At 60.1% G+C, this 19,392-nt stretch carries 18 protein-coding genes; 15 read left to right on the forward strand and 3 right to left on the reverse strand.

From position 1 onward, the window contains the following. The 5 genes from repA (at position 1) to DSM107133_RS23980 (ending at position 4,397) form a co-directional block, all read left to right on the forward strand. The gene (gene repA / locus DSM107133_RS23960; RefSeq protein ID WP_064225041.1) at positions 1 to 1,212 is read left to right on the forward strand and encodes a plasmid partitioning protein RepA; all 1,212 of its coding nucleotides are present in this window, start codon (positions 1 to 3) and stop codon (positions 1,210 to 1,212) included. A 103-nt stretch (positions 1,213 to 1,315) separates the two neighbouring features. Further along, positions 1,316 to 2,311: a plasmid partitioning protein RepB gene (gene repB / locus DSM107133_RS23965; protein ID WP_064225040.1), complete on the forward strand. Its 996-nt coding sequence runs from the start codon at positions 1,316 to 1,318 to the stop codon at positions 2,309 to 2,311. Between the two features lie 160 nt (positions 2,312 to 2,471). Further along, positions 2,472 to 3,752: a plasmid replication protein RepC gene (gene repC / locus DSM107133_RS23970; RefSeq protein WP_064225039.1), complete on the forward strand. Its 1,281-nt coding sequence runs from the start codon at positions 2,472 to 2,474 to the stop codon at positions 3,750 to 3,752. Between the two features lie 55 nt (positions 3,753 to 3,807). Beyond that, complete coding sequence (locus DSM107133_RS23975) at positions 3,808 to 4,065, forward strand: type II toxin-antitoxin system ParD family antitoxin (RefSeq protein WP_064225038.1); 258 nt, start codon at positions 3,808 to 3,810, stop codon at positions 4,063 to 4,065. After that, a complete protein-coding gene (locus DSM107133_RS23980) occupies positions 4,062 to 4,397 on the forward strand; it encodes a type II toxin-antitoxin system RelE/ParE family toxin (RefSeq protein ID WP_064225037.1) in 336 nt (111 codons plus the stop codon). Before DSM107133_RS23975 ends, DSM107133_RS23980 begins: the two co-directional genes overlap by 4 nt. A gap of 6 nt (positions 4,398 to 4,403) precedes the next feature. Here the strand turns inward: DSM107133_RS23980 and DSM107133_RS23985 are convergent, their stop codons facing one another. Beyond that, the gene (locus DSM107133_RS23985) at positions 4,404 to 5,519 is read right to left on the reverse strand and encodes a tyrosine-type recombinase/integrase (RefSeq protein ID WP_065331088.1); all 1,116 of its coding nucleotides are present in this window, start codon (positions 5,517 to 5,519) and stop codon (positions 4,404 to 4,406) included. A gap of 165 nt (positions 5,520 to 5,684) precedes the next feature. On the opposite strand from DSM107133_RS23985, the gene DSM107133_RS23990 reads away from it, so the two are divergent. The 8 genes from DSM107133_RS23990 (at position 5,685) to DSM107133_RS24025 (ending at position 14,870) form a co-directional block, all read left to right on the forward strand. Beyond that, positions 5,685 to 7,331, forward strand: coding sequence for a Mu transposase C-terminal domain-containing protein (locus DSM107133_RS23990; RefSeq protein ID WP_114295578.1), 1,647 nt, complete (start codon positions 5,685 to 5,687; stop codon positions 7,329 to 7,331). Continuing rightward, entirely contained in the window at positions 7,324 to 8,202 is an 879-nt protein-coding gene (locus tag DSM107133_RS23995) for a TniB family NTP-binding protein (RefSeq protein WP_114295321.1), read from the forward strand. Before DSM107133_RS23990 ends, DSM107133_RS23995 begins: the two co-directional genes overlap by 8 nt. 71 nt (positions 8,203 to 8,273) lie before the next feature. After that, positions 8,274 to 9,218 (forward strand): TniQ family protein, encoded by a 945-nt coding sequence (locus tag DSM107133_RS24000; RefSeq protein WP_240310681.1) that lies wholly within the window; start codon positions 8,274 to 8,276, stop codon positions 9,216 to 9,218. 205 nt (positions 9,219 to 9,423) lie between these two features. After that, positions 9,424 to 10,308, forward strand: coding sequence for a DUF1403 family protein (locus tag DSM107133_RS24005; RefSeq protein WP_064225035.1), 885 nt, complete (start codon positions 9,424 to 9,426; stop codon positions 10,306 to 10,308). Positions 10,309 to 10,310: 2 nt separating this feature from the next. Beyond that, positions 10,311 to 10,925, forward strand: a complete 615-nt coding sequence (locus tag DSM107133_RS24010) for an SMC-Scp complex subunit ScpB (protein ID WP_064225034.1) — start codon at positions 10,311 to 10,313, stop codon at positions 10,923 to 10,925. 359 nt (positions 10,926 to 11,284) lie between these two features. Next, positions 11,285 to 13,519, forward strand: coding sequence for an AAA family ATPase (locus tag DSM107133_RS24015; protein WP_064225033.1), 2,235 nt, complete (start codon positions 11,285 to 11,287; stop codon positions 13,517 to 13,519). Further along, positions 13,516 to 14,223 carry a UvrD-helicase domain-containing protein gene (locus DSM107133_RS24020; RefSeq protein ID WP_240310675.1) on the forward strand — a complete coding sequence of 236 codons (708 nt, stop codon included), beginning with the start codon at positions 13,516 to 13,518 and terminating at the stop codon, positions 14,221 to 14,223. The genes DSM107133_RS24015 and DSM107133_RS24020 overlap by 4 nt, the downstream gene beginning before the upstream one ends. Continuing rightward, positions 14,223 to 14,870 carry a hypothetical protein gene (locus DSM107133_RS24025; protein WP_240310674.1) on the forward strand — a complete coding sequence of 216 codons (648 nt, stop codon included), beginning with the start codon at positions 14,223 to 14,225 and terminating at the stop codon, positions 14,868 to 14,870. The genes DSM107133_RS24020 and DSM107133_RS24025 overlap by 1 nt, the downstream gene beginning before the upstream one ends. Before the next feature lie 13 nt (positions 14,871 to 14,883). On the opposite strand, the gene DSM107133_RS24030 is transcribed toward DSM107133_RS24025, so the two are convergent. Further along, positions 14,884 to 15,975 carry a beta family protein gene (locus DSM107133_RS24030; RefSeq protein ID WP_082894843.1) on the reverse strand — a complete coding sequence of 364 codons (1,092 nt, stop codon included), beginning with the start codon at positions 15,973 to 15,975 and terminating at the stop codon, positions 14,884 to 14,886. Further along, positions 15,944 to 17,272, reverse strand: coding sequence for an XRE family transcriptional regulator (locus DSM107133_RS24035; RefSeq protein ID WP_064225031.1), 1,329 nt, complete (start codon positions 17,270 to 17,272; stop codon positions 15,944 to 15,946). Before DSM107133_RS24035 ends, DSM107133_RS24030 begins: the two co-directional genes overlap by 32 nt. A gap of 462 nt (positions 17,273 to 17,734) precedes the next feature. Here DSM107133_RS24035 and DSM107133_RS24040 point away from each other — a divergent pair, with 462 nt between their 5' ends. Further along, positions 17,735 to 18,073: a helix-turn-helix transcriptional regulator gene (locus tag DSM107133_RS24040; protein ID WP_064225030.1), complete on the forward strand. Its 339-nt coding sequence runs from the start codon at positions 17,735 to 17,737 to the stop codon at positions 18,071 to 18,073. After that, positions 18,066 to 19,367 carry a type II toxin-antitoxin system HipA family toxin gene (locus DSM107133_RS24045; protein ID WP_064225029.1) on the forward strand — a complete coding sequence of 434 codons (1,302 nt, stop codon included), beginning with the start codon at positions 18,066 to 18,068 and terminating at the stop codon, positions 19,365 to 19,367. Before DSM107133_RS24040 ends, DSM107133_RS24045 begins: the two co-directional genes overlap by 8 nt. The last annotated feature ends 25 nt before the right edge of the window (positions 19,368 to 19,392 follow it).

The following is a 19,392-nucleotide window of genomic DNA, read 5'->3' on the forward strand; positions in this document are numbered from 1 at the left end:
ATGCGAGATAGGTCATTTACGGCTGATACGAAGGATCAACCCTTCGACGAGATCATCCTTCAACAGGGAGAGCTGATTTCTGACCGTCTCAATATGTTGCGGCAGGAACAGTATCCTCCAGATGCCCAGAAAGGTCTACGTCAGTTTTCGCTGGCGGAGGTCGCTTATTATCTCGGCGTGACCCAGTCGACAATCAAGAAGCTCCACCTAGAAGGTAAGGGGCCTGATCCCGAAACCTCGTCGTCGGGGAGGCGTAGTTATTCAGCTGAGCAAATGCTCGAACTGCGGGCGTATTTGGACAAGCATGGTCGGCCTGGAAAGCGGCGGTATGTGCCCCATCGGCGTGAAGGTGAGGAACTGCATGTAGTTTCTGTCGTCAACTTCAAAGGCGGGTCCGGAAAGACGACGACTGCGGCTCATCTGGCTCAGCACTTGGCGCTGAAAGGGCATCGTGTACTGGCGATCGATCTTGACCCGCAGGCATCACTGACAGCTCTGCATGGTATTCAGCCGGAGCTCGATAATGTTCCATCGCTCTACGAGACGCTCCGCTACGATGATCAACGCAAGCCAATTATCGAAGTAATCCGACCAACGAACTTTCCTAACCTTGATATCGTGCCTGCAAGTTTGGAACTTCAAGAGTATGAGTACGATACCCCCGTTGCCTTGACGAGCAGCGACCCCCACGAGGGGCGCCTTTTCTTCACTCGGATCTCTAAGGCGCTCGACGAAGTCGATGATCGCTATGATGTCGTGGTGATCGATTGCCCACCGCAGCTTGGCTATCTCACGCTGACCGCACTGACAGCCTCGTCGTCAGTCATCGTCACCGTCCACCCACAGATGCTGGACGTTATGTCGATGAGTCAATTTCTGCTCATGCTTGGCGGAATCATGAAGACAATACGAGACGCTGGCGCGAACATGCGACTGAAATGGTTTCGCTATCTGGTTACCAGGTTTGAACCCACTGATGGCCCTCAGAAGCAGATGGTCGGGTTTCTGCAGGCGATGTTCCCGAACCAGATGCTTACCGCGCCTGTTTTGAAATCCACGGCGATCTCCGACGCTGGGATTACTAAACAGACACTCTACGAGGTCGAGCGCTCCCAGTTTGTTCGCACAACTTATGACCGGGCAATCACTTCACTGAACGACGTGAACGATGAGGTTTCGGAGCTGATCCACAAAGCATGGGGGCGCGAATGACGACGTCTTTGACAGCCGTGCAGATTGATAGTTTTGACAGCCGTGCAGACAGCCATTTGTCCAGAGTGTTCACGTCTATGATCGCCCAGAAGGAGACAGTTTGATGGCTCGTAAAGACCTCCTGAAAAATGTGATGGCCAGTTCTTCCGAGCAGCCGAAGGACTCTGGCCGATCAGGCTATGCGATGCGTGGCGCATCAAAGTCCATGAAGGTCTCGATTGACAATCTTGCCGAAAATTCGAAGCGCTTGCTCGAAGGGGAAACCATCGTCGAAATCGATCCCCAATTGATCGATGTGTCCTTCATTTCGGATCGTCTCAGCGACGACGACGAGGCCTTCAACGAGCTGAAGGAGTCGATTGCAACTGGTCGCCAGGACACTCCAGTACTGCTTCGCCCGCACCCGGATCTGGACGGTCGCTATATGATCGTCTTCGGCCATCGGCGTGTGCGCGTGGCGTCAGCCCTTGGCCGGAAGGTTCGCGCTGTAGTCAAACCAATGGACGATGTGGCGCACATTCTCGCCCAAGGGCAAGAGAACACGGCGCGCGCGGATCTTTCATTCATCGAGAAGGCGCTTTTCGCAAAAAGCCTCCTTGATATGGGGCAGGCGAAGGATGTGATCCAGTCGGCGCTGACCATTGATGGAACGCTGTTGTCGCGCATGTTGTCTGTCGCGCAGAACATCCCGAGGCATGTGATTGAGCGGATCGGTCCCGCTAAGCAGATTGGCCGTGACCGCTGGGAGGATTTCAAGAAGCTGGCTTCGGAGTCTGCGAACCAAAAGGTCCTTGAAGGTGCCTTGGAACTCGAAGGGTTTCACGAGCTGGATAGCGATGCAAGGTTCGAGCTCCTGCACAGCAGACTGGCAGAGGCGGGCAGGACACCCAAGCGCAGAAAGACGCGCATGGCACCCAAGAAGCGCACCTGGACCGCCGGCAAAGGCCGCATCAAAGGGGTAATCGGCCGGTCCGGAAGGGCATTCAGTATTTCGCTGACAGCACAGGATTCAACCGAGTTCGGAGACTTTCTCTCCGGTCGACTGGATCAGCTCTACAGCGAATTCCTCGCAACAAAAGAGGAGCAGTCGGAACAATGATCTAGGCAAAAGAAAAGCCCCCAAGCAGCGTGGCCTGAGAGCTAATCTGAAAAGTTTGGTCGCTTAGAAGATACCTCTCCCACGAATCACTGTCAACGATGAACGCTTTTGAGCGAACGGCTTTCTTTTGCCTCCACATAACCGGAGGTGAGATACAGGCATGAAACATACAGGTTGGCGCAAGCCGACACCGGGTCTTGGGGTTGCTGAGCAACTTGCCCAAGCCGGTGAACGGGTAGCAGTACCCAAAACACGAGCATTTGTCGCGCTCAAGCGCGTTGGTGCACATATCGGCCTGAAGGCTGGCGACATGATGCTCCTCGACACGCTCGGGGCCTTCACCCAGGCCCAGGACTGGGAGGAGGGGCAGCGCCCGATCGTCTGGGCGTCGAACGCCTATCTGATGGAGCGGACGGGCTTTTCGCTCTCCGCGCTCAAGCGCCATGCGCGGCGCCTGGCCGAGATCGGCGTGATTTCCTTTCAGGACAGCCCGAATGGCAAGCGGTGGGGCCGTAGGGACGCCGATGGGCGCATCGTTGAGGCGTATGGCTTCGATCTGTCGCCGCTTTCAGCCCGTGTCGAGGAGTTCGAGGAGCTTCATGCCGAGCTGCAGGCCGAGCGCGAGCTCTGCCAGCGCCTGAAGCGTCAGATTACGGTGGCACGCCGGATGATCCGCGCTCGGATTGAGGCGGCTATCAGCAGCGCGCTGCGCGGGCCCTGGAGCCAATTCACTGGACTCTTTGAGGAACTTCTGGACCGGCTTCCGCGTCGTCATGAAGCCTCTGAGCAGTTGGAACGGCTACTGTTGTGGTTCAAGGAACTTCAGGAACGGGTCGAAGCGGCCTATCTCAAGGCGACTGGTGCGACAAAACCTGTGGAAAACATCGGTAACAAAGACACCCAAATCACAAAAAAGACTCAAGAAATGGACCCCAGGGAGGTCATTTCTGAACCTCATATACTAATTACAAATCAACTTAATCCTGTAACTAGTAATTCCTCTGAAAAAGAGGAAGCGGCGGGCGTGGTACCCAATGCTCCACCCGAAGAGTGGGTTGATAGGGAGCTGGAAGACTGGGTTGCCGAGGTGCGCAAGAAGCGGACGGCGCTCGATCTGCCGACAATCATGCAGGCCTGTCCGGAATTCGCGTCCTGGGCGCGCAATATGGGTGGATTCCTGAAGGATTGGGGCGACCTGCACCGCGTTGCCGGGCAACTCAGGCCGATGATCGGTATCTCAGAGCATGCCTGGAACGTAGCGCAGGATCGAATGGGGACCCAAGTGGCCACGGCCGCATTTGCGCTCGTCTTCGAGAAGCACAGTGTCGGTGAGGTTGCCTCGCCGGGCGGATATCTTCGGGGCATGGTCGAGAAGGCTGGGGCAGGAGAGCTGCATTTGGAGCGTAGTTTCTATGGCAGGCTCAGCGGGCAGGCGGCGTGACGTATTGATAAATAAGTGGCATTGGCATATATTGCCAACAAAGGAGATCTGACACATGGTGACACGCAACGTTGTCCTGACCGAACCTCAGGATCAACTGGTTCAAGCCTTGGTGGCATCCGGGCGCTACCAGAACGTGAGTGAAGCAATGCGCGCTGGCCTGAGATTGCTGGAGCAGGAAGAAGCACAACTAGCCGGGATCCGGAAAGGTCTAATTGAAGGTCTGGCGCAGGCCAAGGCGGGCGATCTTGCGGAGGGAAGCGGCAAAGATGCGATCCGTAGGGCCTTTGCGACTGCGCGCGCGCGTTCATGAGCCGATCCTTCCGGCTGACTCGTCGTGCGGAAGCTAGCCTCACTGAAATCGGCAGATGGACGATCGAGAATTTCGGGCTGCGCCAAGCGGAGCTTTACGAGGCCGAATTGCTCAACTGCTGTGAAAGAATTCTGAACGGCCAGGCCCATAGCCGGAGTTGCGCAGTTCTCGTTGATGATGTCGAAGACCTGCGGTTCATAAGGGCAGGGGAACATTTCCTTGTGTTTCTGGATCGATCGGACGAGGTCATCATCGTGGATATCCTCCATTCCCGCAGCGATCTCCCTCGCCATGTTGCCTCACTTTCGGCTTTGAAGTCCGAAGACTCCTGATCCACATCACAACCCGGCTGCCTTCGTCAGGTTCACCCGGAACCTGTCTCGGCGACGCTGATAGCGGCGAGTCATCTCGGCCGAAGCGTGCCCCAGCTGCTTCTGGACATAGCGCTCGTCGACTTCGGCGGAGCTGGCGAGACCGGCGCGTAGGCTGTGGCCAGAGAACATAGCGAGGCGGTCTTTCTCAGGCAGGTCCGACCGGATGCCCGCGTCCAGGACCGTGCGCTTGATCAGCCGCGCAACGTGTTTGTCGTTGAGCCGCTTGTCAGAGGCGCGTTTGCCATCCCGCGAGGTGCCGACAAAGACAGGGCCGAAGTCGATCCTGGCGAAGTGCAGCCATTGCTCGAGTGCATGGACAGGGCAGGTCTGGTCCTTGGAGCCGCGGCCGATCTCAACCTCGCGCCAGCCGGTCTTTGCGTTCAGGGTCAGTACGACGCCCTTGTCGAAGATCTCGATCCAGCCGCCCGAGTCCGGCGTGTCGTCCTTGTGAACGTCGAGGCTGACAATTTCCGACCGACGCAGACCGCCCGCGTAGCCAATCAGCAGGATCGCCCGATCCCGCAAGCCGCGCAGGTCGTAGGGCAGGGCGGCGATCATCGCCAGAATATCCTCGGCCAGAATCGCTTCCTTCTGCACCGGCGGGCGCGCGTGCTTGCGTTTGATCCCAGCCAACACCGTCGCGATGTGGCGGTTCTTACGATCGAGGGTGAATCCGCGTTGCGCATAGTTCCAGGCGAGGCCGGAGAGGCGGCGATCGATCGTGCTGACCGACAGGGGGCGGGACGCCCACTGCGAAGGGGAGGGGCCTGACCCGGAGGCGAGATCGGCGAGGTAAAGGCCGATCATCTCGGATGAGGGGGGCAGGGGCTCCACTCCCTTCATCCGGCACCAGCGCGCAAAATGCGCCCAATCCTTGGCATAGGCCTTCAGCGTGTTGTCGGACGCTGCAGCGCGGGCATAGTCGCGGGCGGTGTCGACCAGGCGATCAAGGCTGCCGGAGCCCGCGACATGGGAGGGCAGGGCGATCCCATCGCTTTTTTCTTGATTTCTCGCGTCGCCCTGAGCATTATGACTTGCATCAGAGTTTGATGATGTCGATTTCTCGTCCTCTGCGGCCATTTTCCAGTGAATGTCGGTCTGCCGGAATTTCTGAGACTGTGGTCCATTTGTTTTCAATATCTTGCCTGTGTCGCATTTCTGAAACCGATTCAGGGTAAGTGAGACTGGAAGCGATTTGAGTCGCTATTGATGAGACTCTCCAGCATCCGCACGTTGAGCAACATTATGTCCGATAATTTTCCAGCTGACAAGGATTGGGAAGAGGCGGAGTTTCGCGCCCGGGTGCTGGCGGAATTACCGATCCAGCTCAGCCCAGGCGCTGTCGAATGGGCCATGCATCAGCTGAATGTCAGCCGATCCACGCTCTTTCGCCTGGTGAAGCAGTTCCGCGAGGATGGGCGGACCTCTGCATTGCTCCGGGATACACGGGGCCCTAAACCGGGCATGCAGCCCTTGGACCCGTTGGTGGAAACGATCGTGTCCCGCCATTTCAAGGGGTTTTATGCTTCCCGTCGTAAGCCCACCAGGACACGGTTCTGGCGCGAAGTTGCTGCCGATTGTCGGGCGCAAGGGCTGGCCCCACCCTCGATCCGCCGTCTGGGGCGCTGGCTGGAGCAACATGACCAAGCTAAACTGATGGCCCGACGAGAGGGCAAGGACAAGGCCGAGCGGCGCTATCTGGCCACGCCTGGGGGGCTGGTCGCCAACGATCCGCTGGATATCGTCCAGATCGACCACACCAAGGCTGATGTGACAGTGGTAGATCCGGTGACACGACGTCCGCTCGGCAGGCCAACGCTGACGGTCGCGACCGACGTGAATACCCGCATGGTTCTGGGGTTTTACCTGTCTCTGGAACCGCCATCGCTACTGGCCGTCGCACTGTGTCTGACCCATACGGTAATGGACAAATCGCATTGGCTCACCGCGCGAGGTATCAGCACGGATTGGCCAACGCGGGGCATCCCGAACGCGATTTATGTGGACAACGGCGCGGAATTCCATGCCCGCGCCTTCGGGCTCGCCTGTGCAGAGTACCAGATCGAACTGCGGTACCGTCCGCCAGGTACACCGCGCTATGGCGGCCATATCGAGCGCCTGATCGGCACAATGATGGGGGCGGTTCACCTGCTGCCGGGGTCGCATTTCTCGAACATCTTCGAGCGCGGCGATCTCGATGCCGAGGCCGAGGCGGTGATGACGCTCGGCGAACTGGAAACCTGGCTCGCTCTCGAGATCACCGGCTCCTACCATGTGCGGGTCCACTCTGCGCTGGAAACCACACCTGCGGCGGCTTGGGCGGCCCGGGTGGATGAGGCCCGGCTTCGCATGCCGACCGATCTCAGGCAGTTTTTGGTCGATTTTCTGCCTTCCGAGAGCCGTGTCTTGCAGCGTGACGGGCTGCATCTCTTCCACATCCGCTACTGGGCGGACGAGTTGCGCTGGCTGATGGGCCGGGAAAGCCGCAAGTTCACGCTTAAATACGACCCGCGCGATCTCTCTCGCATTTTCGTGCTGACTGAGAACGGGATCATCGAAGCGAGACCCGCGGATATGACACGGCCTGCGATCACGCTCTGGGAGCACCGCGCGGCGCGGCGCGCCTTGCGCGAGGCCGGGCGCCGGTCGGTAGATGAGGAGCTGATTTTCAGGACGATCGAGGCGCAGCGCGACCTCGTCGACAGCGCCGAGCGGCAGACGAAGGCGATACGGCGCCATCAGGCTCGGCGGTTGCATCTCGCCCCTCTGCCGATGATCGATGTAACACCGGATGCCGCACCGCGAGATGCCCTGCCTGCGCCGGACGGAGAGGGGAGCCCGTTCCTCAGCCACCCCGGCTTCAAGGTCGAGGAGTGGTACGAGGATGACTGAGTTCCCGCATCTCTATCCGGGAGCGTGCAAGATCGCCGCGCTCAGCGCCGAGGAGCGCATTCACCGGATTCGCGCCGACCGCTGGATCTCCTATCCCAGGGCCGAGGCCGCCTTGGAGAAGCTGGAAACGTTGATGTCGTTTCCCAATCGCGCCCGCATGCCGAACCTGCTCATTGTCGGTGACAGCGGCATGGGCAAGACGATGATCATCGAGAAGTTCACCCGCGATCACGCATCGAGCTTCGACGAGACCAGCGGACGGCTGCATATGCCGGTCGTCGCCGTGCAGATGGTGTCTGGGCCTGATGAATCGCGCTTCTACCGCCGGATCCTGGCGGCGATTGGTGCCCCGGAGCCGCCGCGGGCGACACTGTCTGTGCTGGAAAGCCTGGCCTTGCGTCTGCTCGCCGAATTGCGTCCGGGGATGCTGGTCATCGACGAGATTCACAGCCTGCAGGCCGGCACGGTCCGCGAACAGGCGCGATTCCTGAACATGCTGCGCTTTCTGGGCAACGAGCTGCGCGTCCCTCTGGTTTGCGTCGGCACCGCCCAAGCCCGCAACGCGTTGCGTACCGATGATCAACTGGTGCGCCGTTTCGAGGCCTTCGCGTTGCCGCCCTGGCGGGAGGGCGAGGATCTGAACGGGCTGATGAGCACGCTCACCCGCACACTGCCGCTTCGGCACCAAAGCGAGATCGACGGCCACGCGCTCGCGCGGATCATCAAGGTGACCGGCGGCATCACCTCGGGCATCTTTTCGATCCTGTCGCAGCTGGCGATCGCCGCCATCGAAAGCGGCGAGGAACGCATTCTCTCGCGCGATATTCTGGGCGGCGACCGGTTGCAGGCGGTCTTGGGAGAGCCGGTGTGACGGGGTGCGGGCGCCTGCCGGTTGTTTACGCCCCCGAGGTCGATGAACGACTGTCTTCCTGGGCCGCGCGCATGGCCCCGTTCTACGCGATGACGGTTTCGGAATTCGTCACAGCACTTGGCCTGCAGGGGCAGGGCGTGTTCGACCTGGAATGGCGGCTTTCAGAAGGGCAGGGGGCTCTGATCGCGGCTCGGACCGGCCTTTCGCCCGAAGCGGTGCAGTCCATGACTTTCCGGGAGTTGGGGGCGGCGGCGCGCATGATGATCGCGCGGAAGAACCGGTCTCCATGCCCGCACTGTCCCGAAGACCTGCATCGCAAAGCCGCCGCGCTGCCGTGGCGATTTCGCTGCCCGGTGCATGGTGTGGAGTTTCGGGACGCCACCGGCGAGACCCTGTCCGACCGGTTCGGTACGGATCGCTTCAAGAAACTTGAAGGGCATGCCGAGATTGGTGCCGCGCATCTCGATGCCTGGGCGCGCGGCGCGGGGCAGGAAGACCTGGAAGCGCCCGAAGTGCTTCAGGTTCTGACGGCACGGCATCGCCAGGCCTCGCCGCCGAACGTCTCTGAGCAGCCACGCATGTCTCTGAAAGACCGACGGGACTACCATGATTTTCTGACCACGCCGATCCTCCGGCAGGCGCTGACGGTCGTTGTCCCCGAATACGATCAGGTGGCGCCAGTGCTTGCTAAGCCAGTGCGTCCCGGTCTCCACGCCCTGGCGCAAGGCTCGCTCTTGCAGTGTTTCGCGCTGACGGTCGGCATCGGCCGGATCGTCGAAGATCCCGTGGCCCGAGCGATTGACGTGCTGCTCGCAAGTGACATGAACGGACAAGTGCGGGTCCGGGAGGCGCTCCGCTCATGGCCTCTCTCGTTGAGGAGACGCATCTCGGCCCGGTTCTGGCGCGCTGAGCGCGAAGAGAGAGCACGTCAGACTGCCGAAAAAGCCGCACGACAGCGCCAGTCTCACAAATACCGACTCATCCAGTCTCATAAATACCGGTACAGAGTCTCATGAACCCCGGTTCGTTTTTCAGGGAAGTGCTTGAATCTCATGAATTCCGGCTATCCGACAGCATTTTCCGTATTTTTTGACATGGCATTGAGCAAATCTACTTATGTACGATAATGCAAACTTATTGGACATAAAGAGGAGCGACAAGGCGGAGCGGTTTATGTGCTATTTGCTGGTGGAAAGCGCCGCGACGATTTAGGCTTCCGGCATGACATTTGCCCGGCCCGATCACATGAGCGACCTCGACACGATACCCCGAATGCCCGCCTGGGTCACCTCCGGGCGTGTGGAAACCCTTGAAACTGTGGCCTTTCTGTCGGGCGCCGCGCTGAGCCATCTGCATGTAGTGCTGAGCCGCGAGGACGTTCCCCAAACCTTGTTGCGAGACAGGCTTGCGCTGCGCGCGGCCGAGGCTTGTATCGCGTTCTCTGGGCGCCCAGAGAGGGCAGGGGAGTTGCGCGACGCCGTACATCTTCTGCGCCCCGACGATCTGCCCGGCCCGGCGGGGGAAACCTACCTGGCCTGGCAGCGCGCTGTGGAAAAGCCGGTGTCGGTCAAGGCTCTGGGCCGAGCCCTGCCGAACGTTGAGCCGGGCCAGATTGCTACATGGTTCGATACGGGGCAGGGCGGGCCGGTCGGCCGTGCCGCGATGGTGCTGGAGGCCGTGCTGCGCGAGGCGCCGCGTGCGGAAGTGCCTGCGCTGATCTTCGCGGACGCGGCCCTCGCCCAAACCTTCGGTTGGGATCATGTCGTGCCGCTGCTGGCCGCAGGCCTGAAACGCGCCGATTTGCGCAAACAGGGCGATGACCTTCGCCTTGCTTGTTATCGCGCTGTTGTCTCCTCGGTGGTCGAAGCAGTGCGCCTCGCGGCAGATCTCGCGCGCCGGGCGGCGCATCTGAAGGCAGTCGCACCCAAGCTGCGGGCCAAGGGGGCAGGAGAAGCGGTCGAGATGTTCCTGACCCGTGATGCGATGGCACCTTCGGCTTTGCCTCTGCCGGATCGCGCCGCGCGGCGGCTCTGCGACCGACTGGTCGACCTCGGCGCGGTGCGCGAGCTGACCGGGCGCGACACTTTCCGGCTCTACGGGGTGTAGCGATGGCGAAGGACAGATCTGAGCTGGAGCTTGATCGCGAGTTGTCCGACCTACCAGCCGATCTGCGCTGGCGGGAATGGATGCGCCGGATCGAGGCGGTGTTGTTTGCCTCGGCCTCGCCGGTCCCGCGCGAGGATCTGGCCCGGGTCGTGGGGCAGGGGGCCTCGGTCGATTTGCTGGTCGAGGACCTTGCCGCCGATCTGGAGGGGCGGGCCTTCGAGATCGCCCAGGTTGCTGGCGGCTGGATGTTCCGCACGCGTGCCACCTACGCCCCCGCGATCCGCGCGGCGGCAGATGTCGGGGATCAACTGCTGGACCTGAGTGAATTCGACGTCGCGGTCCTGGCGGCCATCGCCTATCACCAGCCGATCACGCGCGACGGGCTCAAGGATATCTTCGGCAAGGAGATTAGTCGCGATCTGATCGGGCGGCTGCATGCACGCAACCTGATCGGGACTGGGCCAAGGTCGCCCCGGCAAGGGGCCCCCTATACCTTCGTCACCACCGAGCAGTTCCTTGTTGCCTTCGGGTTGGAGAGCCTTCGCGATCTTCCCGATCGGGAGCAGCTGGTGGATGCGGGTGTCGTGGGCGAAGCGCCACAAATCGATTGCGGGTAACGCGTTGCCGATCCTGAGAGTGAAGTCCGCCGTTGTGCTTATCGTTTCATTTGCGGTGCAACGATTCATCTGCGTGCCAAGAAAGTCACGCGATTACAAAGCAATAATCGTTTCACTTTTTCTGACCGAAGTCTCTTGCATTTATTGGCGGCAAGGCCTCCGGCGTTCCGCCTCACGGCCGATGAGAGGCCCAAAACCCAGCATGCGATTTCCACAGCATCTCCTGTGAATCTGCGAAGCGAATAGCCAGACAGTGAATACTGAGAGAACCCCGACGGTTGCGTACGGCTACACACCCGCAGGACGAGTATATATAGAGAAACTATCGCAGCATTCTCTGCGAGGGGGACACCAATACTATGAAGCTCACACGCATTGAAGTTTTCAATTTTCGCAAATTGCGGCGCGCCCGTCTGGATATGTCGGACAAGCAGACCCTGCTCGTCGGGGCCAACAACAGCGGCAAAACATCGGCCATGAAGGCGCTGCGCAAATTCCTTAAGGATCGCGGCGGTATCGACACGCGTGATGTGACAGCCTCAAACTGGGCCGCAATTGAACAGATCGCGGGAGCCTGGACACAGGAGGTCGAGGTGGATCTCAGCCCGCTCCTGGCCCAGCTTCCCTTCATTGACGTCTGGCTCCATGCTGACACGTCAGAGCTGCACCATGTCGCGCACCTGATCCCAACACTGACCTGGACTGGTGGCTTGCTGGGCGTGCGCCTACGCTTGGAGCCAAAGAAGGGGGCGGACATCAAGGCGCAGTACCTGGCCGCACGAGAGGCCGCTCAGACGCTGCAACCCGGCGGCGCAACGGCCAAAGGGTTCGCGCTTTGGCCACGTGACTTTCGAGAATTTCTAGACAAGCGCCTGAGGGACCTATTCGAGCTTAACGCCCATCTTCTGGATCCCATGAGCTTCACCACGACAGGGCCGGTTGAGCCGCATGCCCTGCCGGCCTTGTCGGAGGGGATCGGTTCGAACCCCTTTGCTGGACTCATCCACATTCGTGAGATCAACGCGCAACGCGGTTTCGCAGACGCAGGGGACAGTAATGGTGACGACGATGAACCGACGAACGCAACTAGCCGCAAGATTGCCAGCCAGATTCAGCCCTATTTCCGTAAACATATCGACCCCGAAAAGGACCCCACGCCGAACGACGTCAAAGCGCTCGAGGCAATCCATGATGCCGAAACCACCTTTAATGCCCGGCTCAAGGATGGTTTCGCTGATGCTATCAAGGAACTGGAAAGTCTCGGCTACCCCGGCGGGCTGAACAATCCGAAACTCTTCATATCCACGCAGATCAAACCGGTTGACGGGCTCGATCACCCGGCTGCGGTGCAATACGATATCTCGGGCGACACTTCCGGGGTGAAGTTGCCTGAAAGCTACAATGGCCTCGGCTTCCAGAACCTGATCTCCATGGTGTTTCAGCTAATGCGTTTCCGGGATGACTGGATGCAAGTAGGCAAGTTCAAATCACAGTTAGTGACCCCAGACGACAAGGGTATCGAACCTCTGCAACTGGTGCTAATCGAGGAACCGGAGGCGCATCTGCATGTTCAGGTACAGCAGGTCTTTATGGCTAGGGCCCACAAGGTGCTGCGCAACCATAAAGATCTGGAGCAGGAGGGCTCGGCCTTTACCACTCAGCTGGTCGTGAGCACCCATTCGGGCCATATTGCACACGCCGCCGCGTTTGAGGAGCTGCGTTACTTCAAGCGCGAGCTGCGAAGTCACGGAGTTGTGCCCACGGCCAGTGTGGCGAATATGACTGGGCTCTTTGGTGCGGACAATGAAACCCATCGCTTCGTGACGCGCTATCTGCTGAGCACACATTTTGATCTATTCTTTGCCGACGCCATCATCGTGATCGAGGGTGCTGCGGAGCGAATTCTGCTGCCGCATCTGATCCAACATCACTACCCTGATTTGGCTGCAGCCTATCTATCCTTTTTAGAGCTGGGGGGCAGTCACGCGCATAGGCTGCGGCCTCTGATCGAGGCGCTGGAGGTGCCGACGCTGATCATCACCGATCTCGACGCGGTGGCAGAGGTCGACAAAGGCGGGAAGGTCGTCAAAGAATCGGTCCAGCCTTCCTGCGGGGCTGCTCAATCCACAGCCAACCACGTGCTAAAGACCTGGCTCCCCAAGCTGGCAGAGATCGATGAGTTGTTAGGCTCTCCCCCCACGGCTCTGTGTCACACGGCCCCTGACCGCCCCATCGCCGTCAGCTATCAAACCCCGCAAAAAGTGACACTTGGCTCGGTGTCCACGAGCGTCACGCCCAGCACCTTCGAGGATGCTCTGGTCCTGACTAACCCGAAAGCCGTGACGGACGCCGCAGGAGCAGAGTTCTCCTGCCTCATGACCCGTGCCTTTGCCAAATCCATCGCTGAGGCTCAGGCCCCTGAAGACCTCGCCAAGGCGCTCTTTGAAAGGTTGGCAAAAAGACCGGAAAAGGCCGCCTTCGCACTGGATCTTCTGTACATCAAAGACATCAAAGTGTTGCGCGCGCCGCCCTATATCAACACCGGCCTTACCTGGCTCGCGGGCCAGCTGAAGGGCGTGGAGGGCGCGGCGTGACAGACGTGACCGACGCTACCCGCGACGCGGACGCTGACGCGACGATTCGCGCGTGCCTGTCCCTTGGTCAGCCGCGCAGCTTCTTTCTCTTTGCCGGGGCGGGATCTGGAAAGACGCGATCTCTCAAGGAGGCACTTGAGGGGTTGGACACACAGACCCTGACCACCTTGCGCAAACACAGCCGCAAGATCGCCGTCATCACCTATACCAACGCCGCCGCAGATGAGATCACACGCCGCGTCAAGGCCGATCCGGTGTTTCAGGTACAGACCATCCACAGCTTCGCTTGGTCGCTCATCGAGGGGCGCAGGGCGGATATTCGGGGCTGGCTAGAGAGCAACCTGCGGACAGAAATTGCCGAGATCCAGGCAGCCCATGCGAAGGGCCGTGCGGGCACCGACGCCCATGACAAACGCGAGAAGAAGATGGCCTCCAAGACGAAGCGTCTGGAGCGCCTGGCTGAAATCCGCGCCTTCACCTATGCGCCCGAGGGGGACAATTTCGGCCGCGATGCGCTGCAACATACCGAAGTCATTGCACTCGCCGCGCATTTCCTGACTGAAAGCGAGACGTTTCAGATGCCTTTGCCGCGATGGCAGTGCTGCGCGACGGCTCACCGCTGGTCGATAAGAGAGGTATCCGGACGGGGCGCGGGGGCCAGGCTTCTGGCCTCGACGCGGCACGGGCGGGCGTTGCGGCGCTGATGACGCTATTTAAGGACGAACCGGATCCGAGTTGTGCCGACGTGTTGGCAGTCGTGGCCGAGCACCGGTTGTTCCCGATCCCTGACCAGCTTCGGCCCTGTTTGCCTGACGACAATCCGGCGGCCCAGGACATGGCCGATATCCTTGCCGAGCTTGATCCCTTGTTTGACGAGCTGGACCTGACCACGCCCGAGGACACACCACCCACTGAACCCACCATCACCGAGGCCTGGACGCAGGCGCTTGATGCCCCGTTTTCCCAGGTGGCGCGCTACCTCGCCTATGTCGAAGATCGCAGCCCCTTTGGCACCCACCAGGGGGTCAAAGGGCTCGAATTTCCCCGGGTCATGGTAATCGCCGACGACGTCCATACTCGCTTCAAGGGCCTTGCTTCTTACGAGACGCTGTTTGGTGTGAAACCCTTGGGCCCAACCGCCCAAAAAAAGGCGGACAATGGCGAGGAAACCACGATCGAGCGCACCCGCCGCTTGCTCTATGTCACTTGCACCCGCGCCGAAGAGAGCCTCGCGCTAGTGCTCTATTCCGAAGCCCCCGATACGATCCGCAGGTTTCTGATCTCCAACCAATGGATGGCCGAGGACGAGGTCGTGATCGCTGCGGCCGACGGGACCTATCAGGATGCTTAAGTGCAGCGCTGAGCTAGAAAAGGCTTTCCTGCTCCGAGTACTCAGAGACAGCATCTTCTTCGAACTCGATACCAGACATAGCACCCAAGTCCTTGACTATCCTGACCAGATGGTGCGCGGTGTTCAGTTCCCGCCAGCCAGTCGCGTCGCCGCAGGTTTCGGTCAGCCCCTTCGCGTTTCGCCAGATCCGGTCGTCCGCGGGGGAGAAACTCCTGCCGCTGTACTCCTTGCTCTCGATGATCTGCTTGCAGACGTCGCGCATCGTCGGCGTGAAGGTTCCTGAGTCGCTGCCCCTTACCACCAAGGTGTGGGACTTGCCGGTGTAGCGCAGGTGCGGCCTCGGCCTTCCGCCGCCCTTCCCCTTCGGAAACATCATTCGCCCGCAATCCGCGCCGAAGTCACCGTAGGCCAGTCGGTCCGGTTGGACGTCTGTCTCCTTGAGTGCCGCCTGGAAGGTGGTCCACTCTGCCCTGGCGATTAACGTGCGTTCGTTGGCACCGACCGGCAGCTTGTCCGGGTACGCCGACGCTTGATAGACGATCTTGCTCCACCGCGCCGCGCCGTCCAATTGATCGAAGATTTCGCCGATAGCAGGCGCGAAGTCGGCGCCGAGGGGAGCTCCAGTGAAATCTACGAAGAGGACGCAGTGTTCCGGCCGGAGGCCCGCCTTCTTCACCGCCTCGACCAGGGCAGCCGGATCAACCTCCTCGAAGTCTATGTAGATGCCCGTCCTGACGTCGCCGTTCCGAATGAGGGCCTGGCGGGCCGGGTTGGTCAGATCGGCGATCGTCAGGACTGGAAGCAGGCGGGCGTTTACCGCCGTGGCGATGCGGAAGAGCGTAGCCACCCCTTCGTCGCCGAGGGCCGCCGCCGCAAGTTGCGGGTCGAGGAACGCACGCCGGTGGGGCCAGCTCTTTCCGAGGCGCTCCCCCATTATGTGGGCGATTTCGTCCAGCGTGGGCACGCGCCCCTTTTCGGGGTCGGACTCAGTGGGAGGCGGCACCACGAAGCGCGGGCAGACATACCCCTGATAACGGGGGGCCAGCCTGCCGCAGGCCGCGAACTCGCCGGGCTTAGCCCTTAGGGCCGGGTAGTATGGGAGCATCACTCTTTCCTTTCTGGGCTTCGCCCACAAACAGCTTCTTCACGGTGTTCCTCCCGATCTTATTTGTGAACAGGGACCACTCGCCCCGTTCCTTGCGTATCCGCCCGAACACAATCGCCGGATGGATACCTAGCTCGTTGGCGAAACGCTCGATGACCGCAGCCGACTTCGCAATTCGGGCGGTAGAGCGCCGCCAGCGTTCTTCCGGAATGAGCAAGTTGGAAGCGAAGCGGTTGGCTTCCTCCTCCTGTTCATCGACCGATGTCTCTTGGTCCGTCTGATCGTAGAAGCCTACGGCCAGCCCGGTGGAGAAGTGAAGAGTGACGTGGGCAAGTTCGTGCATCAGCGTGAACCAGAAGTTGTCCACCGTGTCGGTCCTGACGGTCATTCCGATGACCGGTCTCCCATCCACGATGAACGCTGCGCCGTCGATCTTGAGGCCGGGGATCTGTGGCTCCACAATCAATACGATCCCGCGGTGGGCGAGCACTTCCACCGCCCGGAGCGGCCCGCGGGGGTCATTGCTCAGACGGACCAGTTCGGGCATCCACTTGAGTTCAAGCGGCTCATGAACGTCCTCGACGCCCGCGAAAGCGTCACGAGCTCTCGCGGTGACCCTAGCGCGCCAGGCGTGGAGCAAGACGTCTTCGGCGTGATCCACAACGTTGAGGCCAGTTCGGAGAAGCCCTGGGCTTCCAAAATCGATCCGGTTCTCGGCGATGTAACGACGAAGTTCCGCCTCGGTGAAGTCTTCGGCGAACCAGCCGTTCTCGCGCCCATGTTTGAGGATTTTCTTGATCTCGGCCTTCGACACACCGTCGATGACCTTGTCCAGTCCGCGGAGCTCCGGTTGGTCAGGCATGTCAGCCCAAGGCCGGACTCCCAGCAGCGCCGCCACGCGATGATAGTTCTTGAGGCTGATCGGGGCATAACGCTCAGCCTCCCAACGCTGAACCTGTTGTTCCTTTACGCCGAGGCGCCATGCTAGGTCCTTCTGAGAGAAGCCGTTGGCGATCCGCGCTACTATGAGCATCAGGCCAAGGTCGCGGTTAACCAGTTCTTTTAGGGCGGTGGGTCGTTGGGTGTCCTTGGCCTCTTCGTATGCCTCGACCGCTTGGGTCAGGCGCGCGCGCTCGGCCTTCATCATGCGCGAGACTTGAGAAACCACCTCAGGCGGCAGGCCGGCCACAACCGGCTCCATCGCGCGCTCCGAGTGAAGAGCCTCAGAGAGACGAGAAATCCGGGCACGCGTTTCCCGCGCTTCTTTTTCGTTCAGGGTGATTCTGTTCATGGTCATGCCTCAATATACCCAACTTATTTGTTGTGGCCAAGTACCCAACAGATAAGTTGGGTGCAATCGGATTCTGGATGGCCGCGAAACGCTGAGTGCGATCGATTTGGGCGTTACAGTATCGACCATCACACTTGTCATGGGCATATGGTGCTTTCCGTAGAGAACTGGCAGCACCCGACCGCAAGTTTGACGCGGGCCGTTGCTTCCGACGATGCCACGCTCCTCGCGGCCTATGCTGGCGGGTCCACGAGAATCTTAGAGTTCGCTTGGGTCCGTTTCCCCAATAACTCGCTGCTGTGATATCCCAACTTTTCATCGAAAGGCCATATGTGGCCCCGTAATGAGGGGTGGGCGCTCCAAGAGGCCACTTGAGGCCTATTGACAAGAATCACCATAAAAGGCCATATACGACCGACATTAGCAAATTATCTGGAGTAATCGGCATCTTGCGGCCTTTAAAGTAAAATGGCGACATCTCAACAAATCGAACAAGAAATCGGGCAACGTCTCGCGCGCTTGCGCCTCGCGCGCAACGTGACCCAAACTGACCTCGCCGAGAAGGCGGGCATCGGAGTACGCACCCTGCGCCGCCTTGAAGCGGGGGACCCTTCGACCCTGGACACCTTTCTTCGCGTCGCCACCGCGCTCGATCTGGAAGAGCCAATACTCTCCGCGTTACCAGAGGGAGACATCAGGCCAATTGAACGCGTCTCGCAGAAGGGGAAGGAGCGCAGGAGAGCGAGTCCTGTATCCGAACGCTCCAGAAAATCAACATGGACCTGGGGTGATGACGTAGATGACTGACGCGAGCATAGTATTGTGGGGTCGGCGCATTGGTGCTGTGAGTTGGGATGAGGCACGCGCACTCGGCATCTTTCAATACGATCCGGCCTTTGTGGGCGCGGGTATTGAGGTCGCGCCCCTGAAGATGCCAGTTCGGGAAGCACCCTACGAGTTTCCCGCCCTTCCGAAAGAAACGTTCAAAGGGTTGCCCGGCATGTTGGCCGACGCGTTGCCAGACAAGTTCGGCAACCGGCTGATCGATGCGTGGCTTGCGGAAACGGGGCGAAGCGTGGACCGGTTCAGCCCCGTGGATCGGCTTTGTTACATCGGTAACCGCGGGATCGGGGCACTGGAGTTCGAGCCGACGGTCCGCAAGGCGACCCGGTCAAAAAAACTCGAAGTGGCCCAGTTGGTGGATCTGGCAAACAGGGTACTAAGCGAGCGTGAGAACCTTGCAGGTAGGCTGGGGGGTGAAGACGACGCCGAGGCGCTGGAAGATATCTTGAGCGTCGGGACCTCGGCGGGTGGCGCGCGCGCCAAGGCTGTACTCGCCTGGAACCGAGACACCGGTGAGTTCAGGTCAGGGCAAGTCAAAGTCGACGAGGGGTACGAGCATTGGCTCTTGAAGTTCGACGGAGTGTCCAACAACCGCGACAAAGAGCTCGCCGACCCGCAAGGCTTTGGAAAGATCGAGTACGCATATTACCTGATGGCGACCGAAGCGGGCATCGACATGTCGGAATGCAGGCTCCACCACGAGGGCGGCCGAAGCCACTTCATGACACGTCGGTTCGACCGGGACGAACGGGGGCGAAAGCGCCACATGCAATCGCTAGGCGCGATGCAGCATTTCGATTTCAACGACCCGGCATCCTATTCCTACGAGCAGGCCGTCTTGACAATCAGGGATCTTGGGCTCGGGATGGACGTCGTAGAACAGCAGTACAAGCGTGCGGTCTTCAACGTTGTCGCCCGCAACCAGGATGACCACGTCAAGAATATTTCCTTCCTCATGGACCGGTCCGGAGCCTGGCGACTGTCTCCCGCCTATGACGTGGCCTATTCCTACAATCCTTCTGGCTCATGGACCCGCGATCACCAGATGAGCTTGGCGGGAAAGCGAAACGATTTTACCCATGGCGACCTCATGGTACTTGCTTCGAACGTGGGGCTGAAATCCAACAAGGCGAACCAGGCAATCGAGGACATTGTGGACGCGGTCGCGAAGTGGCAAGAGTTCGCTGAGCAGGCGGGTGTCGAGCATTCTGATATGAGCCGCATCGAGAAAACCTTTCGCATGAATTTGCGTGGCTAGTGGCGCAAGGATGCCCGATACCGGT

Source organism: Pseudosulfitobacter sp. DSM 107133, from assembly GCF_022788695.1.
Classification (GTDB): domain Bacteria; phylum Pseudomonadota; class Alphaproteobacteria; order Rhodobacterales; family Rhodobacteraceae; genus Pseudosulfitobacter.